The organism is Chitinophaga sp. (assembly GCF_036569125.1).
GTDB lineage: Bacteria > Bacteroidota > Bacteroidia > Chitinophagales > Chitinophagaceae > Chitinophaga.
In genome coordinates this window covers 1-12,512 of the sequence record NZ_DATCRF010000186.1, presented here as the reverse complement: position 1 = coordinate 12,512, position 12,512 = coordinate 1, and the positions used below count along the sequence as shown (strand labels likewise).

At 48.5% G+C, this 12,512-nt stretch carries 11 protein-coding genes; 5 read left to right on the top strand and 6 right to left on the bottom strand.

All coding sequences use genetic code 11. From position 1 onward, the window contains the following. Nucleotides 1-2,857 (bottom strand): TAT-variant-translocated molybdopterin oxidoreductase (locus tag VIM87_RS06745; protein WP_331996239.1); only part of this gene is annotated, 2,857 nt, incomplete at its 3' end. Between the two features lie 99 nt (nt 2,858-2,956). Further along, nucleotides 2,957-4,213: a c-type cytochrome gene (locus VIM87_RS06740; RefSeq protein ID WP_331996240.1), complete on the bottom strand. Its 1,257-nt coding sequence runs from the start codon at nt 4,211-4,213 to the stop codon at nt 2,957-2,959. 305 nt (nt 4,214-4,518) lie between these two features. Between VIM87_RS06740 and VIM87_RS06735 the strand changes: the two genes are divergently transcribed. From VIM87_RS06735 to VIM87_RS06725, 3 genes are all read left to right on the top strand, one after another. Next, entirely contained in the window at nt 4,519-5,295 is a 777-nt protein-coding gene (locus VIM87_RS06735; protein ID WP_331996238.1) for a copper resistance protein NlpE N-terminal domain-containing protein, read from the top strand. Nucleotides 5,296-5,513: 218 nt separating this feature from the next. Next, nucleotides 5,514-6,095, top strand: coding sequence for a phosphoribosylglycinamide formyltransferase (gene purN, locus VIM87_RS06730; protein WP_331996237.1), 582 nt, complete (start codon nt 5,514-5,516; stop codon nt 6,093-6,095). Between the two features lie 45 nt (nt 6,096-6,140). Next, the gene (locus VIM87_RS06725; protein WP_331996236.1) at nt 6,141-6,812 is read left to right on the top strand and encodes a hypothetical protein; all 672 of its coding nucleotides are present in this window, start codon (nt 6,141-6,143) and stop codon (nt 6,810-6,812) included. A 51-nt stretch (nt 6,813-6,863) separates the two neighbouring features. Here the strand turns inward: VIM87_RS06725 and VIM87_RS06720 are convergent, their stop codons facing one another. The 4 genes from VIM87_RS06720 to VIM87_RS06705 form a co-directional block, all read right to left on the bottom strand. After that, entirely contained in the window at nt 6,864-7,373 is a 510-nt protein-coding gene (locus VIM87_RS06720; RefSeq protein ID WP_331996235.1) for a thioredoxin family protein, read from the bottom strand. A 15-nt stretch (nt 7,374-7,388) separates the two neighbouring features. Continuing rightward, entirely contained in the window at nt 7,389-9,692 is a 2,304-nt protein-coding gene (locus VIM87_RS06715; RefSeq protein ID WP_331996234.1) for a TonB-dependent receptor, read from the bottom strand. A 94-nt stretch (nt 9,693-9,786) separates the two neighbouring features. Next, on the bottom strand, nt 9,787-10,971 hold the full coding sequence (locus VIM87_RS06710; RefSeq protein WP_331996233.1) for a GTP-binding protein: 1,185 nt from the start codon (nt 10,969-10,971) through the stop codon (nt 9,787-9,789). Between the two features lie 21 nt (nt 10,972-10,992). Then, entirely contained in the window at nt 10,993-11,370 is a 378-nt protein-coding gene (locus VIM87_RS06705; RefSeq protein ID WP_331996232.1) for a MerC domain-containing protein, read from the bottom strand. Between the two features lie 237 nt (nt 11,371-11,607). On the opposite strand from VIM87_RS06705, the gene VIM87_RS06700 reads away from it, so the two are divergent. Together VIM87_RS06700 and VIM87_RS06695 are read left to right on the top strand one after the other, a co-directional pair. Beyond that, nucleotides 11,608-12,234 carry an SCO family protein gene (locus tag VIM87_RS06700; protein ID WP_331996231.1) on the top strand — a complete coding sequence of 209 codons (627 nt, stop codon included), beginning with the start codon at nt 11,608-11,610 and terminating at the stop codon, nt 12,232-12,234. 26 nt (nt 12,235-12,260) lie between these two features. Continuing rightward, a partial coding sequence (locus VIM87_RS06695) for a Fur family transcriptional regulator (RefSeq protein ID WP_331996230.1) occupies nt 12,261-12,512 on the top strand: 252 nt, incomplete at its 3' end.

Genomic DNA, 12,512 nt, shown 5'->3' with positions numbered 1-12,512 from the left:
AAGCTTGCTGGCAGGCAGTTTTAGCCTCACCATCCTTCACAGGGCGACCAGCTTTCTTGGCAGCCAGCTTGGCATCCTGCAGGCGTTGTACGCAGAAGGAACATTTTTCCATCACACCGCGGCTGCGTACTACCACATCAGGGTTCAGCACCATACGGGTCAGGTTATCGTTCATATCGGAAACATCGTACAGGTTGTTCTCAAAGCTATCTGCACCATTCCAGTCCCTCCAGTTAAAGCGGCGTACTTTATACGGGCAGTTGTTAGCGCAGTAACGGGTACCGATACAACGGTTATACGCCATCTGGTTAATACCTTCCGAACTGTGGTTGGTAGCAGCTACCGGGCAAACGTTCTCACAGGGAGCGTTATCGCAGTGCTGGCACAGCATAGGCTGGAACACTACTTCCGGATTATTTTCATCACCACTGAAGTAACGGTCAATGCGGATCCAGTGCATTTCATGCGCCTTGATCACCTGCTCCTTACCTACTACGGAAACGTTGTTCTCGGCCTGGCAGGCTATGGTACAGGCGCCGCAGCCAAAGCAGGTGTTCAGGTCAATAGACATGCCCCACTTGATACCCGGGTAAGGGTGGTTGGGATATAAAGTAGCGTCTGCGCGGAAATCTTTACCATATTTGTTCAGCTCTTCACGGTCCTCATTCACAGCTTTCGGGTTCTTGATGAACTCCTGCAGCGTGGTTTCTTTGATAATGGGACGGCCTTCGTAGCTGTTGTGTGTCTGGGTTAAGCCAACATCATACTTTTTGCCGGCATCTTCTATGGTAACGGCAGGTGAAAAGTAATCAAAGGTTTGACCGTTATAGCTTACAAACGGATAAGCGTTCTTACCAACTTCACCGGCTGCTTTACCTGCGTTCATGTTACGGCCATAACCTACGGCAATCGCAATTACGTCAGGGTGAATACCGGGAACGATCAGTAAGGGCAGCTCAACAGTTTTACCGTTAGCGGTTATTTTCAATACCTGTTTACCGGCATGGATTTCGTAATCATCGCCCAGCTCCTCTTTGTACTTTTTAGCACGTGAGTTGGAGATACAGGCGTAGTTGTCCCAGGTAGCGCGGGTAATAGGATCCGGCATTTCCTGTAACCAGGGGTTGTTTGCCAGCTTACCGTTACCGATAGCTACTTTTTCATACAGCACCAGCTCTATTTCACCGCCTTTTTTAGCGCTGTTGATCTTGGAGGCTGCGTAGGCAATATCACCTGCAAAGGTGGCGCCTGCCAAAGCAGGGGCGGTAGTGGGTTCTATTACACCATCCTGCAGGGTTTTATCCCAGGCTTCCTGTCCGCCCAGCTTGCTCATCCACTCATTTTTCAGATAGCTTACCCAGTTGGTAGCGGTGTTACCGCTCCAGGAGAGCAGGGTATCTTCAAATGCACGGGTTTTGAACAGGGGAGCTATCGTAGGCTGTGTAAAGCTGTAGTAGCCGGTTTTACCTTCTGCATCACCCCAGCTTTCCAGGAAGTGATGATCAGGAGCGGCATATTTGCACAGTTCAGAAGTTTCGTCCTTACGGTCGTTGAAAGTAACAGTGAGCTTAGCTTTCTTTAAACCGTCGGCAAACTTCTTACCGTCGAAGTAATCATATACAGGGTTTACGCCAAATACCAGCAAAGCACCGATGCTGCCGGCATTCAGGTCAGTTACCAGCTGCACCATGTCACTATCAATACCCTGGCGGTAGTTGGAAGTGGTAGCCCAGTCAATGGTAGTACCGTTAGCGCCTATCTGGTTATTGATGGCGTTTACGATCAGCTGCACATTCACATCATTAGAGCCGGATACTACCAGCGCTTTGCCCTGGCTGGCCTGTAATGCTGCCGCTGCTTTTTTGATACCGTCGGCCAAACGTTTGTCTGCAATGGCAGGTGCTGTTACAGAACCGCCTAATGCGCTCAACAGGGCCAGTGCTACTGCACCGGTTTCAGAAGGTTTATGGGTAAATCTTTCGTCAGCATTAGCGCCGGTAAGGCTCATGGTGCTTTCGAAATGGAAATGTTTGCTCATTTCCGGCTTTTCCTGGCTAATCTTACGGGTTTTACCATAAGCCTGGGAAAATTCAGCCGGGTTTAACCAGGTGCCTAAGAAGTCGGCGCCCAGGCTTACCACCACCTTTGCATTTTCAAAATGGTAGGAAGGCAGTGTTTTTTTACCGTAAGCAGCTTCGTTAGCCAGCAGCATGCCGGAGTAGGATACTGCATCGTATGTTACATGACGGGAGCCGGGGTATTTAGCCAGGAACTCGCCAATTACTTTTTTGGTAGAAGGGCTTAAGATGGTGGAGCTCAGTAATACTACCGGCTGGCCGCTTAATGCGCCTAAAGCAGCAGTTACTTGTTTATCCAGCTCAGCCCAGGTAGTTTCCGTACCGTTGATAGTAGGGTAACGCAGGCGGGCAGTATCGTACAGGCCCAGTACCGCGCCCTGTACACGGGCAGTGGTTGCGCCATTGGTTACAGTGCTTAAGGTATTGCCCTCTATTTTGATCGGGCGGCCTTCACGGGTTTTTACTACAATAGGCAGGTACTCTCCATCTACAGCGTAGGTGGATGCATAGTAGTTAGGGACGCCGGGGGTAATTTCTTCCGGCTTATTTACGTAAGGGATGGCTTTCTTCACCGGAATTTCACAGCTGGCAGCTATGGTAGCGGCAGCAGTAGTGAACCCCAGGTACTTCAGGAAGTCCCGGCGGGGGGTTGTTGCGCCTAACAGGCTATCACTCTCATCAAACGGCAGCTCTTCCCCAAACTCATTCTTCACTATTTCCTGATGCGCTTTGGTATTATGCAACTCCTCCAGGCCTTTCCAATACTTTTTCTGCTCCATGTTATTTATTACGAGTTACGTGATTGTTATTTGTGATTTTAGATTTACGATTTCAGATTCGATTTGACCTAAGATTTATGAAATCTGAAATCTAAAATATTAGTAGTGGCATTTCTGACATTCAGTACCACCCACCATTTCAACGGTTACGCTGTCAATTTTGCCATCTTTAACATCCTGGTGGAACTTCTCGAAGATGCTGTAGTATTTATTATCTGCAAACTGCACTTTAGTGGTGCGGTGGCAGTTAATACACCAGCCCATGGAAAGGTCAGCAAACTGATGTACCTCATCCATATCCTGGATTGCTCCGTGACAGGTTTGACATTGTTGTTTACCGGCTACTACGTGTTGGGAGTGATTGAAGTACACGTGATCAGGCAGGTTGTGGATCTTGGTCCACTCAATAGGTTTACCGGGTTTGGTATATTTCTGTGCCTGCGGATCCCAGCCTACATAGTCATATAATTTCGCAATTTCAGCAGTACCATTGATCTTCTTGCCTTCTGCAGTGAACAGGTCGGGGCCATGATATTCGTTGATGGCTTTGTGACAGTTCATACAGATATTTTCAGAAGGGATCATTGCGTGTTTGCTCTTTTCCGCACCGGCGTGGCAATACAAACAGTTGATCTGGTTAATGCCGGCGTGTACTTTATGCGAGTAATGAATAGGCTGTTCAGGCATGTAGTCTTTCTGGCGGCCCAGGCCGATGGCGCCCTGTATGGTGAAGTAACCGCCAACCATGAACAATACTACTATAGCAAGTGCGATGTAAGCTTTATTCTTGTAGAAGGGAACGGGTTCCGGCGTAGCTACGCCTTCTTTATCAGCAGCCAGCTTATTCAGGTTGCTGTTGATCTGCATCAGGATCAGGGCTACTACTGCCAGGATCAGGGTGATGATACCAAACAGCAGGCTGTTGTCTTCACCGGATTCCTGTGCACCACCGGCTGCAGCTGCAGCACCTGCGGCAGCACCGCCTCCGGGTTCTTTAGCGCCTTCCTGTGAAATATAAGCGAGGATGTTATCTATATCCTCATCTGTAAACGACGGAAAAGCGGGCATGGCCTGCTTATTATATTCGTTATACAGCGCGTTGGCATACTGGTCGCCTGACGCTAACACGGAAGCAGAGTTGTGGATCCATTGGTGCAATAATTTCTTATCAGACCATCTTCCCTCAACGTCCTTCAACGCGGGACCGGTTACCCTCTTATGTACATTATGACAAGATGCGCAATTCTGCTGAAATAATGCCTTACCCTTACCCGGATCTGCCGCTTTAACTGTTGTTGAAACCGAGAGTACAAGACCCGCGCATAGGATAAGAACACTCACAAAATGCTTACGCATACGAATGGAAACACGACGATACACAGCCTATTAAGTTTAGATTTGACCTTAGTTTCTTAAAAGTGCCAGCAAAAATAAGACACAATGTTGACAATTTATCAACAAATAAAAAATTATTTGGTTGCAGCTATAAACTGTTTTTTCTATACATAAGCACTTTACAGGGCAAATTTTATGATAAATATCATGTAATGAATTTATTTGTTATAAGTGCAGGCTACCCCTGTATATAATGGCATAGTTTGCTTGTCACTTTTTGTTTTTAATTGATGTAATTTTAACCAACCTGCTTAAAAAAGTTCCCCATGGTATACCGTACATTCATTTTTACCTGCATACTGGGAATCCTCTTAACTGCCTGCGGCGGCAACAAGCCGGCGCCGGCGGATGCCGATAGCAGCGCCCTGCTGACACCGGCCCAACCGGACGCCGGCGCCCATACGCCCAATGGCAGCTACCAGGGTACGCTTCCCTGCGCCGACTGCCCGGGTATTGATTACCAGATCAGCCTGTATGACAATAACCACTACAAAACTTTAATGGTGTACCGGGACCGCAACCAGAACCGCCCCATGGTAGATACCGGTACCTGGAAAATAGAACAGGACTCCATGGTGCGCATTACCCTCAGCGGACAATCCAAACAAACATTCCTGTTTGAAGACGGCCGGCTTTACCAGCTGAATGAACATGGCCAGCGCATTACCGGCGCCCTGGCAGATAATTATATATTACGCCCGGTAAAGGGTGGAGATGCCGCCCGCCTGCAGCAGAAAGCTGCCGAAGGCATAGATTTTATGGCGGCAGGCATTCACCCCGCCTGGAGCCTGGAAATGGACCGGCAGAAAACCATTTTCTTCCAGACGGTGCAGGGCGATTCCATACGCGTACCCGCACCACGCCCCCGCCCGGATACAGACACCCTGCGGGTATATACCGCCAAAACCGAAAAGGCGGAGTTCATTCTTACCATCCGCAACAGCGCCTGTATAGATGATGTAAATGGTTTTATGCGCCCTTACGCCGTAGAGGTGCAGCTAAAGGACAGTACCTATAAAGGCTGCGGGGAGTATTTGAAGTAGGTAGTTCATAGTACTTTTATTCGGGTGCTACTGGTATGCTTCCCTCCTAAAAAGGCTCCGTAATCCGTATGCAACCCTAGTGACATTCTACCCCCCTACATAAAACCCTACATGCACATATAACGGTTTTGCTACATAGGATTGTGAGCTGCACCGGCAAATTCGTAATTGACGATCCGTAATTCTATCTTTGCGCTGGTTAAAAAACTACAACCGTTTTGAAAAATATTGCCATTTTTGCTTCAGGTGCCGGCAGCAATGCCCAAAAGATCATAGACCATTTTTCAGATTCAACAATTGCCAGGGTTACCCTGATCCTGTGTAATAAACCGGATGCCGGAATTTTCCGGATAGCAGAGAAGGAGAATATACCGGCCATACTGATTGAAAAAGATCCTTTTTTCCGTGGAGATGATTATGTACAACTGTTACAGCGGGAGCAGATAGACCTGGTGGTGCTGGCTGGCTTTTTATGGAAAGTACCCGCCAACCTGGTGCAGGCATTTGCCAACCGTATTATTAATATTCACCCGGCCCTGCTGCCAAAGTATGGCGGTAAAGGTATGTACGGACATTTTGTGCATGAGGCAGTGATCAACGCCGGCGATCCGGAAAGCGGCATCACCATTCATTACGTAAATGAAAAGTACGATGACGGCGCCACCATTTTACAGGAGCGCTGCAGCATTGTACCGGGCGATACGCCGGAAACACTGGCAAAAAAAGTACAGGTGCTGGAACATACCTGGTACCCGGTTATTGTGGAACGATTATTGACCAACGAAGCAGTTAGCCATTAGCTTGCAGCTATAGCTATTATGCGCAAATTTCCCCTGCTGCTGTTTATGAAACGTACACTATTTGCTTTACTGCTCATTTGCTGTTATGCTGTTACCGCATGGGCACAGGATCGCAAGCCGGCCGGTACCTTCCGCAACGGCACCTACATTAAGGTAAACCCCACTACCCTTATTAATGAGCTGGATGTATATATTGAACAGGAGCTCACCGAAAAGTTAAGCCTGGAGCTGGGCATTACCGGCATTTATACAGATTACCCGGATTATTACCTGGCCAAGAAGATAGATTTTGGCCAAAAGAAACCCAACATCAGCACCGAACAGTTTGTGGAAGGCCGGGGGCTGGGTTTCCGTGCCGCGCTGCGCTGGTACATATTTTCTATTTACGATGGCAACTCCCGCGCAGGCGGTACCTACTTTCAACCGGTGCTGTTCGTTAAAAAAATATTTTACCCCAATGAGGAGGTAGAGCTCCTGGGTAATAAGTATAAAGAATCCGCCAGTAAAGATGTATATGGCCTCCAGTTCCTGCTGGGGCGCCAGTTCACCAAAGGCAAAGTGATCTTTGACCCCTACATTGGCCTGGGCGTTCGCAGTAAGATCTATTATTACCACAATTTTGAGAACAATAACGGCATCGTACAGGCTAAGGACGATAAGCTGGTAAGTGTATTGCCCAGCCTGCAGCTGGGACTTAAGCTGGGGTTGAAGTTATAGTTGGCAGTTGTTAGTGGGCAGTTGGCAGTATGGGAGCAAAATATATGATGCTCATTTTACTGAATCCGGCTGCGGAAGCACCGTAATATCTTTTTGCCCGGCACAGGCCCTTTGTAATAAATGCAGCAATTGTTTACTGCTCACATACCCGCCGTAACGGTAAATAATACGGTACTGCTCATCCAGCAGTACAAAAGACGGATATAAGGCCGCCTTCTCTCCCTTCATTAATAATGCTGCCAGCTGATGCTGCCCGCTGCTTACCCCCTGCGGCTCAAAGGCATAGGTTTTTCCTTTAAATAAGATGGATTGCTTTTGCTCCGCATCCAGCGATATGCTGTAAAAGCAGCTATTTAGCAGCTGCACCACCGGCTTGTCCTGCAGGGTAGTATGCTCCATCATGTTGCAGTATGCGCACCAGCTGGTATGAATAAATACAAACGTTTTACGCGGGGCTGCCTGCACCGCACTATCCAGCTTTTCAAAAGTAGTATAGCGCACCTGGGCGAAGGCAGGGTGTGCGAGGCAAAGGGAGAACGCCAATGGTATTAAAAAGCGCATGACTAAAATTACGAATTACTTTCCCACCGTCCACCGCACACCTAAAAATCCCCGGATCCCCTGGTTGGATGCATACACATAGCTGGTGTCAAAGGTAAGCGCATAGGGGTTCTCCGCGGTAGGCACCACATTCCCCTGCGGGTCAAATACCACCTTTTTATTAAAGGGGTCAAATGGCCGGGCAATGGCATCTTTATCAGGCCTGAAGTTCAGCAGGTTCTTTACGCCGCCATATATTTCCCAGGCGGTGCCGCATTTTTTAGTCAGTTGAATATTTTGCAGGCTCCATACCGGTGAGTTGGCAGGCCGCGGGTCCAGGCTGTTCTGCAAAGGCAGGCGCATAGGGCCGTACAGGTTGCCGGTATAATCAATATTAACACCCAAACGGGCAAGGCTATAGGAAACCGTCCAGGTGCCGGTTAACTTTTCTGTAAGCATAGGCCGCTCTCTAACGGTTTGCCCGTTCTGCTGCTGTACCGTATACACATCCATATAGGTTGCACCGGCCAGGATCTTTAACGGAAAAGAAAAGGCAATATCTGTATTCAGGCTTAAACCGCGGGATATGGCGTAACCATCCAGGTTGCTGTAAATAATGGCATCCTGGCTGGTGGTATAATCCGGTATGATCTTATTGCTAAACCGCGTGTAAAAAGCAGCCATATCCAGCCCCAGGTACACATTGTTCAGGTTCACCTTTTTTACATAGTTCAGGTTCACGTTCCAGCTTTTTTCCGGTTTCAGATCTTCGGTGATCTTAACCTGCCGCGCACCGGTAAGCGCAGCATGATCTTCTGTGAATACAGATACTACGCGGTAACCTGTGCCTACATTAAAGCGCAGCACATTCTGCTCATTAGGCGCCCATTTATAAGCCATCCGTGGTGTGAGGATGTTGCCATGAATGGAGTTGTAATCATAACGCATACCCATCAGCAGCGTATGTTTCGCATGCAGCTTTACTTCATCCTGCACAAAAACACCCGGCAGGTAAGTATGGTTGGGGTTATTAGCCGGACCATGATCTGTTGGTTTTTCCGTGGTCACGGTATTATCATCATAATAGGTATAACGGAAAGGGATACCCGTTAACAGGTTATGCCGGCCCAATTGTTTATCCCAGGTAAGCTGTGCAAAGGCTATTTTCTGATTGGCCAGGAACCAGGTTTTGCCGTAAGCGGAGTTCTGATCATGCACATTAAAGGAATATTGCAACATGACCTTTTCCTTTACAGGCAGCTGGTAAGCGCCTATCACTTCCAGGCGGTTGGTGCGGATGCTTTCCCCATACACGCTGTCTGTACCGCGCCAGTGTGGGTTCCATTGCATTTGCCCACCCCAGCGGTCTTCATAATAATACCGCGCTGCCAGGGAGGCCACCCGCTGCTGTTTCCGGGCAAAGGTCCATTTGTTGAATACAGAAATGCGGTGCTGCAGCGTTACATCGGTAAACCCATCTCCGTTATTATCTATCGGGTGCTGATAGTTATAATAATTAATGCCTAACAGCGATTTACTTTTACCGGCGTTAATGCGCAAACCCAGGTCCACATTATGCTCCTGCCAGCTGGTGCTGAACACATCGGCCGTAAGCAAAGGCGCACGGGCCGGGTCTTTGGTGATAATATTGATCAACCCCGCCACGGCTTCAGAACCATATAAGGTAGATGCCGGGCCCTTTACGATCTCCACCCTTTCCACCAGGCTATTGGGAATACCGGATAAACCATACACCGTAGAAAGCGCGCTTACGATCGGCATCCCGTCTATCATTACCATGGTGTAAGGGCCTTCCAGCCCGTTAATATGAATATCGCCGGTATTACACACATTACAGTTCAGCTGCGGCCGCACACCATTAACGTTCTGCAGGGCATCAAACAAGCTGGGCGTAGGGTTCTTGCGGAAGAACAACGGCGTAAACACATCTACCGGTACCGGGCTTTCTGCTTTGGACACCGGTTTCAGCGTACCGGTTACCACTACCTCATTCAGGCTGGATGCGGTGGATTGCAGCTGAATATTCAGGCGGGTAGTGCTGCCTGTTCTTACCTGTACGGCCTGCATGTGTTTTACGAAACCTACTGCGCTCACCTGCAGCTGGTGCCGGCCAGCAGGCACATTGACCAGTTCATATACGCCGGCAGTATCTGTTACCGTACCGGTTTTAAGGTCTGCAAAGCCAATGCTGGCATAGGGTACGGGCTTACCATCCGCCAGCACAGCGCCTTTTAGCCGGCCGGGAGGCGCTGTTTGCGCCCTGGCTACACCAACAGCCAATAAGCATAAACAAAATATGCAGCGTACAATTTTGACCATTTGAAACAATTTATGTAGCAAAAATAGTTTTATGAATACAACTATTCTAAATTATTTTTTAGGTTAGCCTAAATTTCAGATCAATGGCTTATGGTCATAATTCGGGAAAAGGATCTTTAAACACATAACCGTTCTGCCACAGCTTTACTTCTTCAGGCGTACAGCAGCAGGCATCCAGCTCCCGGGTAATACGGGCGGGGTCCAGCTCCTGGCCTATGATCACTATTTCATTATACCGGTCTGCAAATTGCGGGTGCCAGCGGCTGCGCAGTAATTCATAGGCTGCCGTATCCATCTGCCACTGCGCTTTGGGAATAGCGCACCACCAGAACCCTGCTTTATCGGCCCGCAGGGAGGCGCCGGCCTGGCTCCAGTTCACTGCTGTCTCCGGGCGGGAGGCCAGCCATAGTAAACCCTTGCTGCGTAAAATGTTGCCCTCCCATGCTTCATTTATATAACGCCATAGCCGTTCAGGATGAAAAGGTTCCCGGCTGCGATACACAAAAGAGCTGATGCCATATTCTTCTGTTTCCGGCGTGTGCACCGCTTCCAGCTCCGCTATCCAGCCGGCGCTTTGAGAAGTACGTTCAAAATCAAATAAGCCGGTGTTCAGTATTTCATGCAGGGGTATGGCGCCCTTAATGCTTTCTATGATCCGTGCTTCTGCATTTAGCTTGCGCAGCAAGGCTTTCAGGGTGCTGAGCATCCGGGATGTTACCAGGTCGCACTTGTTCAGCACTATTACGTTGGCAAATTCTATTTGTTCTGTTAACAGGTTCACAATCGTGCGCTGGTCCTGCATATCGGCTGTTAAACCGCGTTCCTGCAGCAAAGCGGTGCTGTCATAATCCCTGCTGAAGTTATAGGCATCTACCACCGTTACCAGGGTATCCAGGCGGCTTACCCGGCTCAGGTCAATGTTATTATGCTCATCCTGGTAACAGAAAGTTTGCGCTACCGGCAGGGGTTCAGAGATCCCGCTGGATTCTATAAGCAAATAATCAAAGCGCTGTTGTTCCGCCAGGGCAGCTACTTCGCGCAGCAGATCTTCCCGCAGGGTGCAGCAAATGCAGCCGTTGCTCATTTCCACCAGCTGCTCCTCCGTATGGTGTAATACCTGCTCATTTTTAACCAGCTGCGCATCTATATTCACCTCGCTCATATCATTCACTATAACGGCTACACGTAAATTTTCGCGGTTGTGCAGCACATGGTTAAGCAGCGTGGTTTTACCGGCGCCTAAAAAGCCGCTCAGTACCGTCACGGGTAATTTTTTCATGGCAATATGTGTGTGGGTGTATTAATGCCTGCACTTATGCAGGTTCCATATGTGTGCAATAATGATGAGTAAAGCGCCTGCGGTAATAACAACGGGCTGCCATACAGGCGGCATTGCATAATGGCCCAGCAGCAGGCCTGCAAAACCAGTCAGGAACAATAACAGCGGCAGCAGCTGCCGGTGCTGGTAACGGTATCCCCTGAACAATGCCAGGCAACCGATCAGCAATGTGCAGGCCATTAACCCGTACTCCAGCTTTTCATTTTCCAGCAGCTGTAAACCCAGCAGTGGCAGCAGGGTAATCAGCACCGGCAACAGCGCACAGTGTATTGCACAAAGCAAAGAGGCGCCAATGCCTATTACATCCAGGTTCAGTTTTCGCAATAACTTCTCAGGCATATCATTCAAATTATATCACGGGCAAAAGCATCCCTGCAGCGGCGCACAGCGGGCCGCAATCAATTTTACCGTTAACCGCACATCTCTTTCAGCACTCCGGCAAAGCTACATATTTATTTGCAACATTGTTGCAAATAAATTTTCCGGTGTTATTCTTTAGAGATGAACCGCCGGTTTGTACCCACCCGGAATGGATGTTTTTGTTGTACCTTTGCATACATTAAAGCGGGGATATTTATGTCAAAAAAGGCTGTATTCTTAATAACTTTCTTTGTGCTGCTAAGTGCAGCTTTCCTAACCTATGCAGGCTATGTGATCATGGATGAAACAGGCAGTTTTTTCGGAAAGGAAAAATTACCGGTGCTGGGTCCGGGCGGCCATGTGGTAGGCGGCTTTTCTTTTACCAACCAGGAGGGCAAAACCATTACCAGTAAAGATGTAATGGGTAAAACATATGTATCAGAGTACTTTTTTACCACCTGTACCGGCATTTGCCCCAAGATGAACAAGAACATGGAAAAGGTGTATGCCAAATACAAGGATAATCCAAACTTCCTCATTCTTTCCCATACGGTAGATCCGGAGCATGATAGTGTGCCGGTGCTGAAAGCCTATGCTGTTAAACATGGCGCAGATGCCCGCAACTGGTGGTTCCTGACCGGTACCAAAAAAGAGCTGTATAAGCTGGCGCGCCAGGGTTATATGCTGGATGATGGTACCTACGCCGGTGAAGAAGATTTTGTGCATACCCAGTGGTTTGCCCTGGTGGATGGTGAAGGCCGGGTACGGGGCTTGTATGAAGGAACAAAAGTGAGCGACGTGGATAAACTGATCAATGACATTGACCGGTTAATGAAAGAGTAGTTGTTGTAATTTAATTTTTCATCATCATGAAAAATACGAAAGATCAGATCAGCGATATATTACGGAGCAGCCATTTGAGCGTAACCGATACCCGGGTAAAAATACTGGAGCTGTTCATGAAAAGCAATGGTGCGCTGGAACACAGTGATTTTGAGAAAAAGCTGGCGGGGCAGGCCTTTGACCGGGTTACCATTTACCGTACCCTGCAGGCTTTTATTGATAAAGGCATTATTCATAAGATCCCTACTACGGATACCAGTGTACAGTATGCCCTGTGC

Excerpts from the sequence above, each read along its gene's own strand:
- VIM87_RS06720 (WP_331996235.1), bottom strand. The coding sequence starts at position 7,373 with ATGCGCTTTTTAATACCATTGGCGTTCTCCCTTTGCCTCGCACACCCT.
- VIM87_RS06735 (WP_331996238.1), top strand. The coding sequence starts at position 4,519 with ATGGTATACCGTACATTCATTTTTACCTGCATACTGGGAATCCTCTTA.
- VIM87_RS06710 (WP_331996233.1), bottom strand. The coding sequence starts at position 10,971 with ATGAAAAAATTACCCGTGACGGTACTGAGCGGCTTTTTAGGCGCCGGT.
- VIM87_RS06740 (WP_331996240.1), bottom strand. The coding sequence starts at position 4,213 with ATGCGTAAGCATTTTGTGAGTGTTCTTATCCTATGCGCGGGTCTTGTA.
- VIM87_RS06715 (WP_331996234.1), bottom strand. The coding sequence starts at position 9,692 with ATGGTCAAAATTGTACGCTGCATATTTTGTTTATGCTTATTGGCTGTT.
- VIM87_RS06700 (WP_331996231.1), top strand. The coding sequence starts at position 11,608 with ATGTCAAAAAAGGCTGTATTCTTAATAACTTTCTTTGTGCTGCTAAGT.
- VIM87_RS06705 (WP_331996232.1), bottom strand. The coding sequence starts at position 11,370 with ATGCCTGAGAAGTTATTGCGAAAACTGAACCTGGATGTAATAGGCATT.
- VIM87_RS06725 (WP_331996236.1), top strand. The coding sequence starts at position 6,141 with ATGAAACGTACACTATTTGCTTTACTGCTCATTTGCTGTTATGCTGTT.